The organism is Pseudomonas mendocina (assembly GCA_037482215.1).
In the GTDB taxonomy this organism is placed as follows: Bacteria; Pseudomonadota; Gammaproteobacteria; order Pseudomonadales; family Pseudomonadaceae; genus Aquipseudomonas; species Aquipseudomonas mendocina_E.
The window spans coordinates 4,188,019-4,208,930 of sequence record CP148074.1 but is presented as its reverse complement, the minus strand read 5'-3'; the positions used below and the strand labels follow the sequence as shown (position 1 = coordinate 4,208,930).

Sequence of the window (20,912 nt, the reverse complement as noted above, 5' to 3'; positions counted from 1 at the left end):
AAGGTGTGAAGCAAGAGCAGTCAATTTGCGAGCAGTTTCTGCAATACCCGCTTGGCGGCAGCAATATCCGATTCCGGAATGCCGGCAAGTTGCTCGTGGGTAAATTCGGTGGCGCGGGCTACCAGTGCTTGACGCTTTTCCAAGCCACTTGCGGTCAGGGCATACTCCCCGGCATTGGCTTGCACGTAGCCCTGACTGATCAGGCCATTGAGTGCATCCTCAATGGCGCCACGGCCAAGAAGGGTTTCACTCTCAATGCCATCCAGTGCAACTGAACCGGCAGACAGCAGGTTGAGCAGGCGAGAGGTGGCGCGTGTCACGCCCAGCTCTTCACGATGAGCCTGGAACAGCTGTGAGAGGTGCTGGCTGGTATTGCTCAACAGACTGGTGAACAGCATGTCGTCGTCGGCACTCTGGGTGTTGCTAACGGCCTGGGATTGGCTGAGCTGTGGGTGGTTCTGAGTGACCGCATATTGCCCTTGGGCAAACAGCAGCGGCTCGCCGCTGAAACGGGCGTAATGCTCAACCTGGCCTAGCAGAATCCAGTGATCACCCCCTTCGTAAATTTTCACCAGACGGCATTGGAAGTGGGCGATTGCACCATCAATCAATGGAGCACCGCCCGCACCTGCGGTCCATGGCACGAGGTTAAAACGCTCTTCGTGACCAGAGCCAAACAGTTGCGAGACTTCCACTTGATCAGCCGCGAGTACGCTTACGGCAAAGTGGCTGGCTTCCATAAACGTGGCAGCGCTGGAGGACTCGCAGCGAATCGACCAGAGCACCAGGGCTGGGTCCAGAGATACGGCTGCAAACGAGTTTGCCGCCATTCCAACGCGTTTTTCACCGTGTTGTGCGGTGATGACTGAAACACCCGTCGGGTATTGTCCGAGGCTGCGGCGGAAGGCGCGGGAATCTTCAAGCGGGTTGCCCTGCTCGATCAGTCGGGCTTCAGGGGTGTGCACAGTGGAGTTTGGCATAACAGATATCCTTGCCCTGGCGAGCGCCACGGGCTGTGTATACAGGCTGTCTGCGCGAGCGCGCCGACGCTTCGGCGCGGTGGTGCGCTGCGTGGGCGCACCACCGCAAATGTGGCTTACTTGTAGTAGGCCAGCGTGCCGAAGTCGCAGAAGGGCGCAGGCTCCATGCCAAACATGGTTTTGATGTACTGACTGGCTGCCAGCTCACGACCGGCTGAGCCATGGTTACGGGCGGCCATCAGGTCGCGCATTACCAGTTGCAGAATGTTGTTGGACGCCGAAGCCGCAGCGCCTGCAATCGGCCACAGTTGAGTCATGGTTTCGAAGCAGGTGCCGTTAGCATCGGCGGATTCGAAACGCACGCGCATGCGCTCAAGCGGAGTGGCTTCTTCGCCGCGGCAAGCGGTTTCGAACAGCTCGCGCCAGTTGTTCAGGTGACGATCACGTGCGCCGTTCACTTTAGTCAGCGCATCAGCCAGCTTCAGGTGCAGGAACGGGTTCTGTGCAATCGGCGCACCGGTGCCCTGACGCGTCAGGCGGACACGGGATTGCTCAATGAAGGTGTTGATGCCACACAGTGCAGTACCGATCACAGTGTTGGTGGCGGTGGAGTTGAAAATGCCTAGGAACGACATCCAGTACAGCGGGCGGTTGTTCACTTCCCAGCCTGGGTTGGCGTCGTTGTAGGTGTCGACCAGCTCGTGGATACGGTAGTCCGGTACGAATACGTCTTTCAGTGTCAGGGCTTTACTGCCGGTGCCTTTCAGGCCGGATACATCCCAGCTGTTGTGGTCGATGGACACATCGCTCACAGGCACTACGAAGTTGCGCGCACCGCCGCCAAGGATGACCCACTGTGCATGGTCAACACCGCTGGAGAAGGTCCACACGCCGTTGAGCAGGTAGCCGCCTTCTACTTTTTCTGGCTTGCCAATCGGGGCATAGGAGCTGGAGGCACGGGTGTCCGGGCCGGTTGCCCAGAACTCATCCTGCATGCGCTTGCTCATCAGGGCGATTTCGAATGCGTGGCAGTTCAGCTGGCCAGCAATCCAGGCTGCGGAGCTGTCGGCAGCACCGATTTTCATGATGCCTTCGAAGAACGAAGCGGGGTCGATTTCCAGACCGCCGTATTGCATCGGAGTGAAGGTGCGGAATACACCCGCATCAATCATCGCCTGGACGGTTTTATCGGAAACCCGGCCATTGGCTTCGGACTCATAACGGCCTTCAGCAATGACAGGTACTGCAGCCTCCACAGCTTCCACGAATGCCCGGCCGGCAGTCAGGGCACGTTCACGGTATTCCTTCCAGCACGCGTTGCGTGGGTTGGCATTGGTAGCGGTCAATTGCATGGACGCATTAGGCATGATTCAGCACCTCACATTGTTGTTGTGGGGGCAGAATTTATTGGCCGGGGGAAAACCACTCAAACTATATTTATGGCGTACTTATGAGAAAAACTCATTTAAGTGGGTTGGCTTGTAAGTGGCGCGCCAGAGCGCTTCGGGCACACGGGCAAGCCGGAAGGTACCGGCTTGCCCGTGTGGAAGATGCTGATTAGAGATGTAGGGCAAAGGTCAGGGTTTTACCAGGCTGATGTTGATTAGCATCTCGCGGCTTTCACCTCCGCCAATGGCATTCACTGGCAGGATGCCGCTGTAGGTACCGGGTGGGAGACTGGTGTTGTCTTCCGGCAAATATTCAACAAGCAGGGAACTCTGAAGGGTATTGCTCCCGCAGCTAACACTGGCGTTCATCGGACGAATACGGCATTCAGTGGTGCGGTAGCCTTTGAGCTTAACCACCTCGATGTTGCCTAAACCGTCGCGCAGTGGGACGTTGATCAGCGCTGAGTCTCCAACGGGGGTCCACTCTGTTGTATTGGGGCCTTGTAGGGGGTAAGTCGTCACATAACTGTATTGCTGGCCGGTCAAGCGTTTGGACACAGAGGCCTTCTCGCCTGCATCCGGGACATCCAGATTAACTAGGACAGTATTCACGCCATCGAACGGGGACTGGAAGGGGTTATAGCTTGCAAAGTTCAGCGCAACGATGAGGTTTTGTAAGCGGCGCCCTTGCTCATCGTTAATCCTGAAAGGCAGCCAGCCTCTCTGAGTTTGAGGCGCACTGTTCTGAATAGGTTCCTGAATATTGACCAGTAATTTGCCCTTGCCAACTGCTGGTGTGCCTAGATCATGGATGCCGCTGTCATCCTGAATCGAGAGCTGTAGCAGCTGATGCTCGATTACCTTGCTGACCGGATTTTTCAATGCAATGCGGACGCTTGAGTAGTCGCCCAGATTCTCGAGAGTCATGTCTGGATAGGCCTCAATACGTCCACCCGGTGGAATATCTACCTGCGAGGTTGGCTGGAGATAAGGTGCTATCCCAAGGTTATAGCCCTTGAACTTGCCCTCACCAGGGACATTGGTGTTATTGAAGCCAAGCAGTGGAGTGATCTCTTTTTGCAATATTGGCAAACCAACCGCTACGTTGACACTTGCGCCTCCCCAGTGGACTCCGACTATTTGTGAACTCTCTTGCTCGAGAACAGCGGAGCCGGAGCTGCCTGGCTGAGTGTCGGCATCATGATCGAGTTGGAAAGTTTGGGCATTGATTTTGGTGATGGTGGTTTTCAGCCCTGCATCATTCACGGCTGCGATCATCATGGGGCGAAGTCCGCCGTTGCCGTACTGGGGAACATAAATCGCTGTGCCCACTTCTTGGGGCTGCTTTTCCGATATTTTCAGGCTGCCGAATACATCGAGCGCATGAGAGTTTTCTACGTCGAATGTATCAAGTTCCAATAATGCGTAGTCAGTTGAAGAGCCGGGATTGCCGCGTACCAATTGCTTGGTTGTGCGCAAGCTAATACTACGGTTCTTAGGGATGGCTGTAGGGGCATCGCAGGTGTCATTGAACCAACCTAAGCGGACTTCATTGTCCAGCAGCGTTGGCCCGCCATCGGGCCCCAGTTCTGGAGTCACGTGCGCATTGGTCAGTGTATAACGTCCATTGCCGACCAATGAGCCTGAGCCATTGTTGAGTGGTGAAACTGCTGCCAGTGAGGGTGTGTAGAACGGTGTGTTGGCATAGCATTCCAGATCACGGCGGTTGTCTGTGCCGAGAATCGCACGTGGTTGCCTGTGTGCTGGGGCGGGTTGATACGTGACCTTTGTCAGGCGCAGTGATGCACTCTGCAAGCCGCTGGATAACACTTGAATAGTTGCATTCTCACCACTGATTTTGATGCCAGCCTCAAGATCCAGCGCCGATGAAAAAATCTGGCTGTGACCCGAGTCATCAATTATCTCGACGTAAGCGCCGTCGGGTAAGTCGATTGCATCAAATTTCAGGCTCAGGTTAAGTGCGCCTTTGTGCTCAATGTAGTGCTTGCTGATCTGGCTGCGTGACTGTGGTTCAACAATGTACTGGTTATAAGTAGTGGTTACTGTCTGCGGTAGTTCGATCGGTGTAGCAGCTAAAGCTTGGGCTTGCGAGAGTGCTAAGGCCAGAACTGAGTAGCTCAAGTATTTTTGGGCAATACGGATTCTATGGTTACGGTAAGACATGGGACCTTCCTTGGTTTGAATAGAATGATATTCATTAGCGACTGATAGGTCGCAAAAGGTCAGTCTAGACAGTGTTCGGGCAGGCGCCTGATGAAGAGCTTCTTTTATGACGGGCGGGGATTCGAGTGCCAAACCCTTCCAATAGATTGCTAGCGCTGCGGCCTTCAGAGCGAGAGACTGCTGGAGTATTTGGGATGAGTGCGGAGCAGAGGAGGGAGGGCTTGGGGTAGCCCCGGCCAAAGCCGGGGCCGGTAATCAGGCCGGAATAGCCGCGGTGATTATAAGTTCGACCAGCAGATTCTGGACGCTGTGTGTTGAGGCGATACGCCAGTCATTCTGAAGTAATGAAACTTAGATACCGGGTGTGCTAAAGGGCGCCAAGCCGCTAGTCTGACTCAAGACGCTGCACACGCTGAAGTAACCTGACGGATTCGGTAGCCATGCCGCCGAATCCGCTAGTGGCTGTTTAGTGATGATGTTTGTGTTTTTTCTTACCGTGCTTATAGCCACGGTCGTGGCCGCGCTTATAGCTGCGATCGTCACGGTTATTGTCCCTAGCGATTTCATTGGCCAGCGCACCACCGGCTGCGCCGCCTAAGCCTGCGCCAATGGTCGAACCGGTGCTGCCGCCGACTTTACCGCCTACGACGGAGCCACCCGCAGCGCCCAGGCCACCGCCCAGTGCGGCTTCAGTCTTGTTGCCATCGCGGGCGGTGATTACGCCACCCGCTGCGCCACCTAAGCCGGCACCAATAGCTGCGCCAGTGCTGCCGCCTACTTGTTGGCCGATCACATTACCCAGCACTCCACCTACACCGCTGCCAAGGGCGACTTTGCCCGTGTCGCCTGCAAAGGCCATCGGGGCGGCCAAGGCGCTGAACAACATTGCAGAAATTAACGTACGCATACGGCAAACCTTTTCAGATAAATGAGCACGCGGTGCTATGGAGCGACCGCTCCGGGCTGTTTTGGATGCAGCCCGGATATAGGCTTAGAGCACGGCTGTTCAGAAAATTCCGTACCGTTTGCGAAATTTTTTAGGCCTTTGGTGTGAGGCCCGCGCTAGACGATGCGGGCCGATGCAGTGCTAGGTGACAGGCGGATAGCGACGTACTTTGAGGTGGGGGTAAAGCTGCCGGTGCCATAGCTCTCCAAAGGAACCAATGGGTTTGCCTCCGGATAGTAGGCAGCAGCCTGACCGCCGGGTATATCAAAGGCCAGCAGGGTGAAACCCGTTACTTTGCGCTCGATACCGTCGTTCCAGAGGGTTTCAATGTCCACTTTTTGCCCCGGTTTGAAGCCCAGACGAAGTATGTCGGCTTCATTGACGAAGAGTACGTCACGCTGCCCGGAGACGCCGCGATAACGGTCATTGAGTCCATAGACAGTGGTGTTGTACTGATCATGGGAGCGCAGGGTTTGCAGGATCAGGTCAGGCTTTTGTCCGGTTTGGCGTACCTGCTCAGGCAGCAGGTCATCCGGCAGTTGGTTAGGTTTGAAATTGGCTTTGCCTGAGGCTGTCTTCCAGTTGCGCGCACCCGCTGAGTTACCGAGGTAGAACCCGCCAGGGTGTTTTACCCGCTCATTGAAGTCATGGAAGCCGGGAATGGTGTCGGCAATCAGCTCGCGGATTCGGCCGTAATCGGCAATCAGTTCATCCCAGTTGACCGGGTGATTACCCAGCGTTGCTTTAGCAATACCCGCGATGATGGCAGGCTCAGAGCGCATCTGCTTCGACAGCGGTTGGAGTTGGCCGTAGGAAGCGTGGATCATGCTGAACGAGTCTTCCACGGTCACGGCTTGGGGGCCGTTGGCTTGCATGTCGATATCGGTGCGCCCCAAACACGGCAGAATCAGTGCGTCGGCTCCCGGTGTCAGGTGGCTGCGGTTGAGCTTGGTGCTGATCTGAACCGTGAGTGCACAGTTGCTCAGGGCTTGGTGGCTGCGTGGGCTGTCCGGTGTGGCTTGGGCGAAGTTGCCGCCGAGGCCGATAAAGACTTTGATCTGCCCGTCGAGCATGGCGTTGATGGCTTCCACCACGTTGTGGCCATGCTGGCGTGGGACCTCAAACTTAAAGCGCTTTTCCAGCGCATCCAGGAACGTCACCGGTGGGCGCTCGTTGATGCCCATGGTGCGATCACCCTGTACGTTGCTGTGCCCACGTACCGGGCACAGGCCCGCGCCGGGCCGACCGACGTTGCCGCGCAACAGTTGCAGGTTGACGATCTCCTGAATAGTCGCCACTGAATGATGGTGCTGGGTAATGCCCATGGCCCAGCAGATGATCACGCGATCGGCGCGACGGTAGAGCAGGGCGGCGTGTTTCAGTTCATCCAGCGTCAGGCCCGACTGCTCAACCAACGATTCCCACGACGTGTCGTCCAGAAGCGCGAGATAGTCATCCATGCCGGTGGTGTGCTCGGCGATAAAGGCCAAGTCGAAGACGGGAGCTTCGCCGTTGGCCAATGCTTCGCGGTGCCATTGCAGAAGGAACTTGGCGATGGCGCGGATAGCGGCCATATCGCCACCCAGTGCGGGTCGAAAGAACGCCGTGTTCAGCGGCTCGGAACCATTGGAGAGCATCTCAAGCGCGTTCTGAGGGTGCTGGAATCGCTCCAGCCCCCGCTCTTTCAGCGGGTTGAAGCACACCACTTGTGCGCCCCGTTGAACCGCTTCACGCAGTGGCTCAAGCATGCGCGGGTGGTTGGTGCCGGGGTTTTGCCCAAGCACGAAGATCGCGTCACTGTGCTCGAAATCATCAAACGTCACCGTGCCTTTACCGACGCCAATGCTCTGGCCCAGCGCTACGCCGCTGGCCTCGTGGCACATGTTTGAGCAATCCGGGAAGTTGTTGCTGCCAAAGGCGCGGACAAACAGTTGATACAAATAGGCGGCTTCATTGCTGGCCCGGCCCGAGGTGTAAAACTCAGCCTGATTAGGGGACTCCAACGCGTTCAGGTGTTGCGCAATCAGGGCGAAGGCGTCGTCCCAACTGATTGGGCGATAGCGGTCGCTGGCGCGGTCATAGCGCATTGGCTCGGTCAGGCGACCTTGGTATTCGAGCCAGTAATCGGACTGCTCACGCAACTGGCTGACGCTGTAGCGGGCGAAGAAGGCGTCGTCCACGCGGCGTTTAGTGGCCTCCCAGTTAACGGCTTTGGCGCCGTTTTCGCAGAACTTGATGTGGCCGTCTTCCGGTGAGTCACCCCATGCGCAACCGGGGCAGTCAAAACCGCCGTGTTGGTTGGTTTTAAGCAGGGCACGCAGGTTCTTGAACGGCTGCTTACTGTCCAGCCAGAACTGCGTCACGCTGCGCAGTGCGCCCCAGCCAGCCGCCGGGCCGGAATAAGGTTGGTATCGAGGCTTGTTGGCTTGCAGGCTCATGGACGCACGACTCCCTGCGCAACCGGGCTGTAGACCCTTGGCGCACTGTGTTTAGGCAAATGAATAAGATTGAGTTTATGTTGCCTGGCCCATTGCACGCTCAGGCTGGTTGGCGCAGAAAGGCTGACCAGCGTGCCGATACCGGCTCGCAGTGCCTTGTGGATCAGTTCCAGGCTGCAACGGCTGGTGACCACCGCGAAGCCGGCTTGCGTCGCGGTGCCTGTACGTTGCAGGGCGCCGATCAATTTATCCAAGGCGTTGTGACGGCCGATGTCCTCACGGCAGAAACGAATCTCGCCCGTAGCATCAACGAATAGCGCCGCGTGGACGGCACCGCTGTATTGCGCCAGTTTTTGTGCTTGCTCGATTCGCGGGCGCAAGCCGTGTAGGTGAGTGGCCGGTGGCAGGTTTGCCGGTGGCAGCGCTTTGAGCTGGGGCAGCGCTTGCTCCAGTGCTTCCACTCCACACAGTCCGCATCCTGTATTGCCAGCCAAGGTTCGGCGCTGCTGCTTGAGGGCCCAAAAGGCCCGGCTACTGACCTGTACCTCCGCTGAGGTCGCCTGACCGTTGCTGTTAAGCGTGACATCATAGATGTCGTCGATGGATTCGATCAGGCCGCTGCTCAGGCTAAAACCAAAGATGAAATCTTCCAGGTCGGACGGGCTGACCATCATCACGCTATGGCTGATGCCGTTGTAGCTAATGGCCAGCGCAGACTCCTCTGCGAGCATTGTCGTTTCAGCGTGCTCAGGCTTTTCCAGCTCGACATAGGCGTAGCTGAGGGCTGGCTGAATGGCGTCGTTTTGCGTGTCGCTGGTGTTGCGCGGCATGGGACGTTCATCTCACGGCTTACAGGTGATACTGCAAGCCTAGAGTGCTGCTAATGACGCGTCTAATCGCTGCTGCTGATTTTTTGATCGAAACTGTCTATTGATGAGGCGAACTGGTCGTTTAGGTGGCGCTTATGCCTTTGAAAAGCGGCGCCCCTCTTCAAAACAGGCGGCGGCTAGGGCGGAACGAGGTTCGCTTTTGCGAATGATCAGGCCCAGTGGAGAGAGGGTGTGGGCATCCTCAATAGGGAGCAGCGCCTGATGCCGGGTGATCTCGTGCAGGCCACTGTTCATGGGCATGATGGCGCAGCACAGACCGGCGTTAACGGCCTGTAAAAGCTGGTGCACAGCGTCTGTTTCCAGCCTGGCAGAAGGGCTCAGGCCGCGAGAGCGGAAGTTGTGATCAATGGACTGACGAAAGTGCATGCCACTGGTCAGGAGCCCCAGCGGCAGCTCTGCCAACTTGTCCCAAGTAATGGACGCCTGTTCAAACTGAAAGTGTCGCTGGTCATACAGCAGGCCCATGCGGGTTTCAGCCAGCTCGATGCTGTCGAAGTGTTCACGGTCCAACCGGTCCAGGTAGGAAATGCCCAAATCCAGTTGGTTGCTTTGCAGCCCTTCCAGGATGCGCTCACTGCTCAGGGAAAACAGGCGAAAGTTCAGGCCGCTGTGTTCTTGGGCGAATGCTTGCACGAGTAACATCGGGTCAACACCCGCCAAGGGCACAACACCCAGGCGCAGGGTGCCGATCAGTTGACCCCGGCAGGCTGCTGCCTCTGCATGCAGGCCGTCGTGGGCCGCCATGACGCTGCGGGCCCAAGCCAGAATGCGTTCACCTTCAGGGCTGAATCCTTCGAAACGCTGCCCCCGACGCACCAGTTCAAAACCGAGTTCGTCTTCAAGTTGGCGCAGGCGCATGGACAGCGTCGGTTGGGTGATGTGGCAGCGGGCGGCGGCTTGGCCGAAATGCCGGGTTTCATCCAGCGCGATTAGAAACTTCAGTTGCTTGATATCCATCCCAACACCCTGCCAATACACGAATCAGCGGATTCTAGCAGGTGCGTTGTTCAGGTTGGGCGGGCAGAAAAGATTCTACGCATGCCCATGGCCATATGGAGATGGATAGAGTCTTGGGGCCATAGTGATAATGGCCCGGAGTGATGGAAATCTGTATGCGTACGAGAGAACTAAATCGTGCGTAATTGAGTAGAGTTATATAACTCTTTAGGAGAACAGATTGGGCTTCTGATGAACTTCGATCACATATTCACCGGGGAATCGGAGTATTGCGCGACGGAAGTCAGGGTCGGTGTACTCAGGGCGCAACAGAATATCGACACCTGCCTGTTCAGCTTTCTCAATAACTGAATCAATGTCATCAACATTGAAGTCAGTTTTGATATCGGTATACGGATAAACCAGCTTGTCGCGGATCTCAGCTGTTACCCCAATAATGTTTATATTGCCCAGCGTTGATGCTATTTGAACCCTGCGGAACATTGCTCCCGGAATGCCGATTTCCTCTGAGGGGTAGTAACCATCTCTGATGATTTCACCGGCAGTTGCATTGATAAACGTGGTTATGAATTGCGCTGCGTTATCGTGGCTGAGGTAGTAGCGGGTATTGGAGACAGAGTCCCGAATTGGCATGTCCGGTGCTTCGCCTGCATACGAATAAAACTGAATACGCACGCCGCCCGGCCACTCCAGCATGGCCTCTCCATTACTGCCCACTAGCCAGCGTCTTAAGACCTTCGCACCAACACGCAGGGCCGCTTCGATGGCTTTATCCATATCAATCACAGCGAAGCCGACACTCTCCTTACCCATTGGAAAGGGCGGTGCGTTGTCTTTGTAAGCCTGAGCTGAGATTGCACCAACCCGCGAGTACACATCAGTAAATTGCATAACAGCGGGAACCGGAGCCAGGTTCAGATCGCTGATAGGGTCAGACGTGCCATCGAAAGCGCTGCTGAATTTTTCGACAAATACCGGCAGTTGTTGCGGAAACATAAATACATGCGGGAGCGCATATTGAGGGCCGTTGCCAACGGCTATGGCTTTATCAGACATGATAAATCTCCTATTTATCAGGTTGCGCTTAGGAAAATCATCTCGATCGAGATCGTTGCTGAACCCCATTTAAAAACGTGGGTGTTGCGGCCTGACAAACCGACAATTTCCATTGCATCTATCTGTCAGAAGTTTCCTAAGGCCCTCAGTAGACCTTTCCGTACAGAGGGGTTCAACCGTTTACAGCAGCTTTAACGGCGAAATAGTTGTTCTAAAAAACTGCATAATTTTTTGGTCGCTTATGCTGTCCATATGACATTTGGATATCGCTGATATTTATCTTGAATATGGGTACGACTTCATAAGTGGTGCGGTAAATGGGCAGATATTTCAGAGTTTTCGGTCTAGACTTCTCCTTCCGGGTGCTCCGGTCTATTTCCAAGGATTAAGAGGAAACCTTATGAGTCTGTTCTCATTTGTTAAAGAAGCAGGTACCAAGCTGTGGGAGTCGTTGGTAGGGCAGGAGGCACAAGCCGCCGAGTCGCTGACTGAGCACGTGAAGCAGGTTGGTCTGGGTAACCCGAACATCCAAGTCAGCGTTGAAGGGGAGAAGGTAATCGCCAAGGGCGAAGTGGCCACTCAGGAGGAGAAGGAGAAGATCCTGCTGGCGCTTGGTAACGTGGCTGGCGTGTCTGAAGTGGAAGACCAGATCACCGTGGCCACTCCGGCTGCAGCTGCTCGCTTTGTCACCGTGAAGAAGGGCGACACCTTGAGCGCGATTGCCAAGGCTGAGTACGGTAATGCCAACCTGTATCCGAAAATTTTCGAAGCGAACAAGCCGATGCTGACTCACCCGGACAAAATCTATCCGGGCCAGGTCCTGCGCATTCCTGAGTAATTGCGCATCAGAGCAGGCGGTCGCAAGGTCCGCCTGCTTTCTCGCCTTATAAACCGCTAATCAGTTGGCGGTAGTCTTCTACTGCATCAAATTCTTCTGTTGCCTTTAACGCACCACGGCTATCCGGTTGGCGGATGGCGAGTAGGTGTGCAACGCCATATTGTCCCGCGCTGCGCAGAATCGGCAGGCTGTCATCAATGAACAGGCTGCGGCCGGGCTCAAACGCAAAGTCGGCCTGTAGGGCATGCCAGAACTGTTGGTCCTCTTTGGGGAAACCGTAGTCGTGGGAGCTGATCAGGCGGTCAAAGAAAGGTGCCAGCTCAACCCGCTCCATCTTCAGTGACAGTGAATCCCGGTGCGCGTTGGTGATGAGTACGACCTTCTTGCCCGCGTTGCGGATGGCAGCGAGGAAGGTGTCTGCGTCAGGGCGCAGTGCGATGAGGTGCGCCACTTCGCGTTTGAGGTCGCGAATCGACAGGTTGAGTTCCCGGCTCCAGAAGTCGGTGCAATACCAAGTCAGCTTGCCTGCATGCTCACGGAACAGCGGCATCAGTTCTGCATCGGCAAGCTCGCGGCTGATACCGTGATGTTCTGCATAGCGCTGGGGTAGGTGTTCCAGCCAGAAGTGGTTGTCGAAATGCAGATCAAGCAAGGTGCCGTCCATATCCAGCAGGACGGTGTCTATGTCATTCCAAGGCAAAGCAGGCATGTGGTGGTCTTCGATCGGTGAGCCGGGGCGTATCTGTCCAGGATAGGTGACGCATTTTCATGGGGATAACACCCTTGGCCTAGGAGTAAGTATGTGGTGCTATCGTCCTGAAAATTTCATGTCATCTCAGGCGCAGATAATCGGTTAAGCCGCGTTATGATAGCCCGTTCTGTCTTACCCAGGAGCAGTACCATGCGCCAGAAGCCCACAGTCCTTGCCCGTGAAATTGTTGCCAGCAGCCGTTTATTTCGGGTTGAAGAGCTGCAACTGCGTTTCAGCAATGGCGTGGAGCGCACCTATGAGCGCCTCGTGGGTAAGGGGAGCGGTTATGGTGCGGTGATGGTGGTGGCCATGGCCGACGCCGAGCATGCCCTGCTGGTTGAGGAGTATTGCGGTGGCACGGACGACTACCAACTGTCGCTGCCTAAAGGGCTGATTGAGCCGGGTGAGGATGTGCTGGACGCTGCCAACCGTGAGCTGAAAGAGGAGGCAGGCTTTGGCGCACGCCATCTCGAGCTTATTGCCGAGCTGAGCCTGTCACCGGGCTATATGAGTCAGAAAATCCAGGTGGTGCTGGCCTCGGACCTGTATGAAGAGCGTTTGCCGGGCGATGAGCCGGAGCCAATGGGCTTGGATCGGGTTAACCTGCGCGACCTCGCCGAGTTGGTACAACACCCTCAATTCACGGAGGGGCGCGCACTGGCCGCGCTGTACCTAGTGCGCGATCTGCTGACTAAACGTGGGAGCTTCAGCCTGTGAGCACACCTCTCAATGCCCAGCAGGTGAGTGCGCTGGTGGCGCTGGTGCGCGAGGCGGGGGCTGCGATCCTGCCGTTTTGGCGTGCAGACGTAGAGGTGCTGGAAAAGGCCGATGCTTCACCCGTGACCGCTGCAGATATGGCAGCCCACCACATTCTCGACGCCGGGCTGCGTGCATTACTGCCAGACGTGCCGGTGCTGTCAGAGGAGGCGGCGGACATTACCCTCGGCGAACGTCAGCAATGGCAGCGCTGGTGGCTGGTCGACCCGCTGGACGGCACCAAGGAGTTTATTTCCGGCTCTGACGAGTTCACCGTAAATATTGCTCTGATCGAGCAGGGGCGCGTGGTCTTTGGCGTGGTTGGCGTTCCAGCCACTGGTCGCTGCTATTACGGTGGTGCTGGTCTTGGCGCATTTGTTTGTGAGGCCGCTGGCGAGCCACAGGCGATCTTGGTGCGTGAAGCTCCGGCAGAAGCCTTCACTCTGGTGGCCAGTAAGCGTCACTCCAGCCCGCAACAAGAAAGCCTGCTTCAAGGTCTCGCCGAACGCTTTGGCGAGCTGAAGTTAGCCAATATAGGCAGCTCCCTTAAGTTCTGTCTGCTGGCTGAGGGCCAAGCTGATTGCTACCCACGGTTGGCTCCGACATCCCAGTGGGATACAGCGGCAGCGCAAGGTGTGCTTGAGGGCGCAGGCGGTGAGGTGCTGACCTTGCAAGGTGAAACGCTGACCTATGAAGCCCGCGAGTCGCTGCTTAATCCTTACTTTTTGGCGTTGCCTGCATCGGCTGCATGGCGCTCGGATCTGATTGCACTGGCCCGTTGTTTGGCCTGAGCCTGATGTGCTCGTGCAGGTTCGCGACTGACGTCGCTGCTACAGTGAGCTCCGCTTCTGACCGGAACCCCTTTGAAGAGGGGGAAATTCCTTTCTACAGGTTGAGTCAGGTCTGACAAACGTCATGTGTTGGCACGGCTTCAGGTTGATCGGCACGATTAATAGCTGAAGCAAAAATGCCGTAGCCCTCGGCAGGACTACGGCATTTTTCTTAGGTGAGCAGCACAGCCCAATTTCAAGGGGCTGTACCCAAATCAGTCGATCATGTCGCTGTAGCGGCTGTCTTTGCTGTACACCAGCGGCTGCTCGAAGCCTGGGACCTTGATTTGCTCCTGACTGATCTCGATTTCTTTATCGTTGATCATGTCATTGCCGAAGTTGTAGATCACATCCAGCTGGCCTTTGAGGGCTTTTTCGTCATAAGCCTGCGCTGCTGCGCGGGTGACTTCGCGGCGGGTCACGTAATCGGCAAAGGCTGCTTCACCATGACGTTTGCGCAGCATGCGCTCAGCCACGTGCGGAGCCAGTACTACGGCGCTGGCGTTGTTGCCGCCAAAGCCTTTGGAGTTGATAAAGCAGGCATCCAGCTGCTGCGGTTGCAACGTGCGATCCTGAGTGGAGATGCTCAGGTGATCCTGGAACACATCATCCGCCACCGCATCAATGGTCTTGATGCCGGGGATGATGCCGTACTTGAAACTACCCAGTGCTGAGATCAGTTGATCTCCGCTGGCAGTGGCCAGGGAGTGGCCGACGAATGCCTTGGCAGCGGTTACTGGCCAGTTACTGATATCGAAGGCGCTGGCAACGCGATCAAGGATTTCCGATTCAGTTACGCGGTTAGCCGGGGTGCTCGAACCGTGGGCGTGGACGAAGCTGCGCTCGCGCACAGCGTCAATGCCAAGAATTTGCACGGCACTGGCAACGGCCTTGGCCACGGTCAGGTAGTTACCTGGGCCAGGGGCGGAAATGGATTTTTTGAAGCCGTCGGCGTTGATGAACACATCCGTCACCGCACCGTGGATGTCGGCACCCAGTTGCAGGGCCAGTTCGTCATCCATCAGCACGACAAACTGGCAGGCTTCGGCCAGGGTGAAACCGCAGTTCTCACCGAACGGGCGGCTGGCGCGGCGGAAGTCCACATCGTCTTTGCCTTCGATCTGGCGCAGGCCATCTTCAGTGGCCAGTGCGCCCATGGCGCCATAGCCTTCGATGCATTCCTGAGTCAGCGGCGCTTCACTGTTACCGACGATAACCAAACGAGCCTTGCCACTGGCAATCTGCTCAACACCTTTCTGCAGGTTGTACAGGAAGGTGGCGCAGGCGCCGGTGATGCTACCGGTGGTGCCGACGCTGCCCAGCACGTAGGCGTTGATAAAGTCCGCGGGCATGGTGTTCAGGCCCAAGGCGAGTTGTTTCGCGGTGACACGCCCACCTTTGAGGCGCGACTGCATCATGCCTGCGTAGCCGTTATCGTCCAGCTGGCTCATAACGCTGCCAGCGAATACGGCGACTTGATCAGGGGCAAGCTGCTGAGCGATCTGCTGCCACTCGATACCTACCGAGCGCAGGGCATCTGTGACGCCGACCACGGTCATAGCCAGACCGCGCGGGTGGAAGCGGGAGTTGTAATGTTCGGCAGGTTCGAAACCGGTCGGCAATTGACCGGCGGATTTCACTGCAAGCGGGCGGTAGCTGTTGACCTTGAAGTCGCAGCTGTCATGCAGGGTGACCTGAACTTCGCTGGCGTTTAGCTCTTGAACCGACCAGTTTTCCGGCAGCGGTTCAGGCAGTTGCTTGCGCTGAGTGACAAAGCTAATCGAGCTGCCTTCGCTGGGGCTGATGCTGATGTTTTTTTGCCAGAAGGCCGCATCAGGATCGAGGTGTTGAGCTTCAAGGCGACGTACCAGGGTGCCTGCCAGAATTTGTTCGGCATAGCGGCTGTCGATTTCAGCAAGCGTTACCGGCTGGTCGTTCTCGTCGCGGTATTCGCCATCCACAACGGTCACCAGTTTCATCATCTGGGCAAGACCGGCCAACGTCTGCTGACGCGCAAGGCTGTCCATGGATTCCAGCACGGTACGGCGGAAACCATGGTGGAAGGAGCTGCGCCCTGCAGCGTTATATCCACCAAAACCAACAATTACAGGCAGGCGAGAGGTCACTCGATCACTCCTTCAATAAATAACGGCAGACAAGCTCAGATGAATCTATGCCAGCTTGCTTTTATGCCCTGGGCGCATTAGCGAGGCTAATTTCCCCCTTTTGGCACCCATTTTGACATTTGGATGCCTATGCAGACGAATTTTATGACTTGTAAGTCACGGGCTGCGACGAAGGTAGAAGTTCGTCGGAACCGCTCAACTGATACGGTTTGCACAGTTTTGCTGGAGAAGAACAATGCACAACGTAAACCCCTACGAATTTGGTATGCCTCGCGAAGCGGCCAACTTTCAGGCCCTGAGCCCTCTGAGTTTCCTGGAGCGCGCAGCCAATGTTTATCCACAACGCCTGGCCGTGGTGAACGGTGCCCTGCGTCAGACCTGGGGGCAGACCTACACGCGCTGCATCCGTCTGGCTTCTGCACTGTCTAAACGCGGCATTGGCTTGGGGGACACCGTTGCAGTGGTCGCGCCAAACGGCCCGGCTATGTTCGAAGCCCATTTCGGTATTCCGATGTGCGGCGCGGTCCTGAACGCCATTAACACCCGTCTGGACGCCGAGGCGATTGCCTTCATCCTTCAACACGGTGAAGCCAAGGTTGTGCTCGTAGACAAGGAATTTGGTGAGCTGGTTCAGCGTGCGACCAGTCACCTGCCTAAGCGTCCGCTGATTGTTGGTATTGATGATCCTGAGTACCAGGGCGGCCAGCTGATCGGCCAGATGACCTACGAAGAATTGGTCCAAGAAGGTGACGAGGATTACCCGTGGCAGATGCCTGCCGACGAGTGGCAAGCGATTTCCCTCAACTACACCTCCGGCACTACCGGCAACCCGAAAGGTGTGGTTTATCACCACCGTGGTGCGCACCTGAACTCATTGTCCAATGGCCTGTGCTGGGACATGAACCGTTTTCCGGTGTATCTGTGGACACTGCCGATGTTCCACTGCAACGGCTGGTGCTTCCCGTGGGCGATGGCTGCCTATGTCGGGGTGAACGTGTGCTTGCGTCATGTGCGCGCCGATGCGATTTACTCCGCCATTGCTGAGCATAAGGTCGACCACTTCTGTGGTGCGCCGATTGTGCTGAACATGCTGGCCAATGCTGACGACAATCTTAAAGCGCTCAAAACTCAGCCCGTGAAAGTGCTGACGGCTGGCGCTGCGCCACCCGCTTCGGTCATTGAGGCCATGGAAGCCCTGGATTTCAAAGTGACTCACGTCTACGGCCTGACTGAAACCTATGGCCCGAGCGTGGCCTGCGAGTGGAAGACCGAGTGGGATGCTGAGACCCCGGAAAAACGTGCCCGCTTGAAGTCCCGTCAGGGCGTTCGTGCGGCATTGCTGGAAGGGCTGATGGTGGCAGATCCGGATACGATGCAGCCGGTGCCAAAGGATGGTCAGACCATCGGCGAAATCATGATGCGCGGCAATATCGTGATGAAGGGCTACCTGAAGAATCCGAGCGCGACGGCAGAAGCATTTGAAGGTGGCTGGTTCCATTCCGGCGACTTGGCCGTATGGCATGAAGACGGCTACGTCGAGATTAAGGATCGCTCGAAGGACATCATCATTTCCGGTGGTGAGAATATCTCTTCAATCGAAGTTGAAGATGCTCTGTACCGTCATCCGCTGATTTTGGAAGCCGCCGTTGTGGCCATGCCACATGCGCGCTGGGGTGAAACGCCGTGTGCGTTCGTAACCTGTAAGCCAGGGGCAGTGCTCAGTGAAAAAGAAGTGATTGAGTTCTGCCAGCAGCACATCGCCCGGTATAAGGTTCCAGGTTGCGTGGTGTTCACCGAACTGCCGAAAACCAGCACGGGCAAAGTGCAGAAGTTTGTTCTGCGTGAGATGGCCAGAGAGCTGGCACAGCAGACGTCAGTAGCCTGATTCTGGCGGTCTGAAGGGCAGGGGCTGTAATAGTTTGTGGTGGCTTTCAGTTGTTAAACGAAATGCTATTCACTACTATTTAGCCCCTGTTTTTATGTTGGAGGCACGTTTAGATGTCGGCAAGCAAACGCCTTTTAGCTGCACTTACCCTGTCCACACTTGCTGGAACAGTTCAGGCCTCCGAAGAAGTCGTGATCTACTCCTCGCGCATTGATGATCTGATCAAGCCGGTATTTGATGAGTACACCAAACAGACCGGCGTGAAGGTCAAGTTCATCACTGACAAAGAAGCTCCGCTGATTGCTCGTCTGAAGGCTGAAGGCGAGAACACGCCAGCTGACATCCTGATCACCGTTGATGCCGGTAACCTGTGGCAGGCTGAGCAGGAAGGCATTTTGCGTCCGATCAAATCTGAAGTGATTGAGGCCAATATTCCGCCGCAATATCGCTCCAGCACCAATAGCTGGACCGGTTTGTCACTGCGCGCGCGCACCATTTTCTACTCCACTGAGCGCGTTCAGCCCAGCGAACTGTCTACCTATGAAGCGCTGGCGGATGCCAACTGGGAAGGTCGCCTGTGCCTGCGGACCAGTAAGAAGGTTTACAACCAATCGCTGACTGCCACCCTGATTGAAACCCATGGCGCAGAAAAGACTGAAGAAATCATTAAGGGCTGGGTCAACAACCTGGCCACTGATGTGTTTTCGGATGACACCCAGCTGCTGCAAGCGATTGACGCCGGGCAGTGTGACGTAGGCATTACCAACACCTACTACTATGGCCGTCTGCACAAGCAGAACCCAGACCTGAAAGTGAAGCCGTTTTGGGCTAACCAGGGTGATCGTGGTACTCACGTGAACCTGGCAGGTGCTGGTGTGACCAAGTACGCACCCCACGCCGAAGCTGCTCAGAAGTTGCTGGAGTGGATGACCACCCCGCCAGCACAAAGTATTTTTGCCGGGGTAAACCAAGAGTTCCCGGCCAACCCGAACGTGCCATTCTCGGACGAAGTGAAGTCCTGGGGCGAGTTCAAGGCTGACAGCATTGCCATTGAAGTGGCGGGCAAGCGTCAGGCTGAAGCCATTATGTTGATGGACAGAGCAGGCTGGAACTGATTCGGTTCTAGTACTGGTCAACGGTTATACTCAGCGCCCCGGCATGCCCGGGGCGTTGTGTTTTAGCTGCTCAGTGACCGTCTTTAGGAGTTTGCGTGGCCCATCCTGCTCAGCGTCGTTGGTACCCCTTCGCCTTTATAGCGGCGTTGTTGGTTCTGTTGCCGATCAGTGTGCTTTTGCTCAGTTGGCACGACATCGACACTAAAATCTGGACCCATCTATGGGACACCCAGATGCCCCGGCTTATGGGCAATACCGTCACTCTACTGGTTGGGGTGGGTATTGGCGTCACGGTGTTGGGCGTCAGCCTGGCGTGGTTGACCAGTCTGTGTGAGTTTCCAGGCAGACGCTGGTTGGACTGGGCGCTGATGCTGCCGTTTGCTATTCCTGCCTATGTGCTGGCCTTTGTATTTGTCGGCTTGCTGGATTTTTCCGGCCCGGTCCAGACGCTGGCGCGAGAGTGGTTTGGGACGGGCATACGTTTCCCCAGAGTGCGATCCACTGCAGGGGTCATTATTGTCTTGGTGCTGGTGTTTTACCCGTACGTGTATCTGCTGGCGCGCAATGCTTTCCTGGCTCAAGGTAAGGGCCTTATGGAGGCGGCTCGGGTACTGGGGCTGAGCCCGTGGCGTGCATTTTGGCGCGTAGCGCTGCCTATGGCGCGCCCAGCCATTGGCGCCGGTCTGGCACTGGCGATGATGGAGACGTTGGCGGACTTCGGTGCGGTGGCGGTGTTCAACTTCGACACCTTCACCAATGCCATTTACAAAACCTGGTATGGCTTTTACAGCCTCAATAGCGCCGCGCAACTGGCCAGTCTGCTACTGCTGGCAGTGATGCTGGTGCTGTATGGGGAACGCCGTGCCCGTGGTGCTGTTCGCCCCACCAATGAACGCCCAAGGGGTAAGGCGCTTTATCACTTGCGCGGCATCAAGGCCTGGGCTGCTAGTGGTTGGTGTGGTCTGGTCTTTGCCTGCGGTTTCGTGATTCCGCTACTGCAATTGCTGGTGTGGTTCTGGCAGCGTGGCCGCTTCGATCTGGACGAGCGCTACCAAGAGCTGATCCTACATACGCTCTATCTCGGCGGGATGGCAGCACTGATCACGGTCAGTGTGGCGCTGCTTTTAGCCTTCTGTAACCGCCTGACCCCAACCCGTTTGATGCGTTCATCGGTGGGTGTGGCAAATCTGGGTTACGCCTTGCCCGGTTCGATGCTGGCAGTCGCCATCATGTTGGTATTCAGTTATTTGGACCGCGAACTGGTCATACCGCTTTCCGGTTGGTTGGGCGGCGCAGGCAAGCCCTTGCTGCTGGGCAGCCTTGGTGCGCTGATTCTGGCTTATTTGATTCGTTTCATGGCCGTTGCCTACGGGCCGTTGGAAAACAGCCTGGCGCGGATTCGCCCTTCGTTGCCTGAGGCGTCCCGCAGTTTAGGTGTGGGCGGGGTCACGCTGTTCTTGCGGGTTTACCTGCCTTTGCTGGTTCCGGGTGTGCTGACAGCTGCATTGTTAGTGTTTGTGGACGTGCTTAAGGAAATGCCGGCAACCCTGTTAATGCGACCGTTCGGCTGGGACACCTTAGCTGTTCGGGTATTCGAAATGACCAGTGAGGGAGAGTGGGCCAGGGCCTCATTGCCTGCGTTGACCTTGGTTATGGTGGGTTTGTTGCCGGTGATCCTGCTGATCCGGCGTTCAGCACGTCGGATTGGATAAGCCAGGTGGCGGATGACCGCCATCTGATCAGCCGGTACAATGCGCGCCATTTGCAGCGAC

16 protein-coding genes are annotated in these 20,912 nt (G+C 56.4%); 6 read left to right on the top strand and 10 right to left on the bottom strand.

Translation table 11 applies throughout. The annotated features are described in order from the left end of the window. Positions 1-20: 20 nt before the first annotated feature. From WG219_19490 to WG219_19455, 8 genes are all read right to left on the bottom strand, one after another. On the bottom strand, positions 21-980 hold the full coding sequence (locus tag WG219_19490) for a flavin reductase family protein (protein WXL25454.1): 960 nt from the start codon (positions 978-980) through the stop codon (positions 21-23). A gap of 116 nt (positions 981-1,096) precedes the next feature. Beyond that, positions 1,097-2,347, bottom strand: a complete 1,251-nt coding sequence (locus tag WG219_19485; GenBank protein ID WXL25453.1) for a hypothetical protein — start codon at positions 2,345-2,347, stop codon at positions 1,097-1,099. A 210-nt stretch (positions 2,348-2,557) separates the two neighbouring features. After that, entirely contained in the window at positions 2,558-4,684 is a 2,127-nt protein-coding gene (locus tag WG219_19480) for a serine protease (GenBank protein ID WXL25452.1), read from the bottom strand. Positions 4,685-5,018: 334 nt separating this feature from the next. Continuing rightward, positions 5,019-5,459 carry a glycine zipper domain-containing protein gene (locus WG219_19475; GenBank protein WXL25451.1) on the bottom strand — a complete coding sequence of 147 codons (441 nt, stop codon included), beginning with the start codon at positions 5,457-5,459 and terminating at the stop codon, positions 5,019-5,021. Positions 5,460-5,614: 155 nt separating this feature from the next. Beyond that, positions 5,615-7,936 (bottom strand): FdhF/YdeP family oxidoreductase, encoded by a 2,322-nt coding sequence (locus tag WG219_19470; GenBank protein ID WXL25450.1) that lies wholly within the window; start codon positions 7,934-7,936, stop codon positions 5,615-5,617. Then, a complete protein-coding gene (fdhD, locus tag WG219_19465; GenBank protein WXL25449.1) occupies positions 7,933-8,766 on the bottom strand; it encodes a formate dehydrogenase accessory sulfurtransferase FdhD in 834 nt (277 codons plus the stop codon). The genes WG219_19470 and fdhD overlap by 4 nt, the downstream gene beginning before the upstream one ends. Positions 8,767-8,898: 132 nt before the next feature. After that, positions 8,899-9,783 (bottom strand): LysR family transcriptional regulator, encoded by an 885-nt coding sequence (locus WG219_19460; protein WXL25448.1) that lies wholly within the window; start codon positions 9,781-9,783, stop codon positions 8,899-8,901. A gap of 207 nt (positions 9,784-9,990) precedes the next feature. Beyond that, positions 9,991-10,839: a hypothetical protein gene (locus WG219_19455; GenBank protein ID WXL25447.1), complete on the bottom strand. Its 849-nt coding sequence runs from the start codon at positions 10,837-10,839 to the stop codon at positions 9,991-9,993. Positions 10,840-11,239: 400 nt separating this feature from the next. Here WG219_19455 and lysM point away from each other — a divergent pair, with 400 nt between their 5' ends. Further along, on the top strand, positions 11,240-11,677 hold the full coding sequence (gene lysM, locus WG219_19450; protein WXL25446.1) for a peptidoglycan-binding protein LysM: 438 nt from the start codon (positions 11,240-11,242) through the stop codon (positions 11,675-11,677). Between the two features lie 46 nt (positions 11,678-11,723). Here lysM and yrfG read toward each other — a convergent pair whose 3' ends face one another. Continuing rightward, on the bottom strand, positions 11,724-12,386 hold the full coding sequence (yrfG, locus tag WG219_19445) for a GMP/IMP nucleotidase (GenBank protein ID WXL25445.1): 663 nt from the start codon (positions 12,384-12,386) through the stop codon (positions 11,724-11,726). Between the two features lie 192 nt (positions 12,387-12,578). Here yrfG and nudE point away from each other — a divergent pair, with 192 nt between their 5' ends. Further along, complete coding sequence (gene nudE / locus WG219_19440) at positions 12,579-13,145, top strand: ADP compounds hydrolase NudE (GenBank protein WXL25444.1); 567 nt, start codon at positions 12,579-12,581, stop codon at positions 13,143-13,145. A gap of 23 nt (positions 13,146-13,168) precedes the next feature. Continuing rightward, complete coding sequence (gene cysQ, locus WG219_19435) at positions 13,169-13,975, top strand: 3'(2'),5'-bisphosphate nucleotidase CysQ (GenBank protein WXL28053.1); 807 nt, start codon at positions 13,169-13,171, stop codon at positions 13,973-13,975. A gap of 254 nt (positions 13,976-14,229) precedes the next feature. On the opposite strand, the gene WG219_19430 is transcribed toward cysQ, so the two are convergent. Then, the gene (locus tag WG219_19430; GenBank protein WXL25443.1) at positions 14,230-16,140 is read right to left on the bottom strand and encodes a beta-ketoacyl synthase; all 1,911 of its coding nucleotides are present in this window, start codon (positions 16,138-16,140) and stop codon (positions 14,230-14,232) included. A 235-nt stretch (positions 16,141-16,375) separates the two neighbouring features. Between WG219_19430 and WG219_19425 the strand changes: the two genes are divergently transcribed. The 3 genes from WG219_19425 to WG219_19415 all read left to right on the top strand — a co-directional run bounded on the left by WG219_19425 (position 16,376) and on the right by WG219_19415 (position 20,852). Then, a complete protein-coding gene (locus WG219_19425) occupies positions 16,376-18,025 on the top strand; it encodes an acyl-CoA synthetase (GenBank protein ID WXL25442.1) in 1,650 nt (549 codons plus the stop codon). 113 nt (positions 18,026-18,138) lie between these two features. Further along, positions 18,139-19,140: an extracellular solute-binding protein gene (locus tag WG219_19420; protein ID WXL25441.1), complete on the top strand. Its 1,002-nt coding sequence runs from the start codon at positions 18,139-18,141 to the stop codon at positions 19,138-19,140. Between the two features lie 95 nt (positions 19,141-19,235). After that, the gene (locus tag WG219_19415; protein WXL25440.1) at positions 19,236-20,852 is read left to right on the top strand and encodes an iron ABC transporter permease; all 1,617 of its coding nucleotides are present in this window, start codon (positions 19,236-19,238) and stop codon (positions 20,850-20,852) included. Positions 20,853-20,912 lie beyond the last annotated feature (60 nt).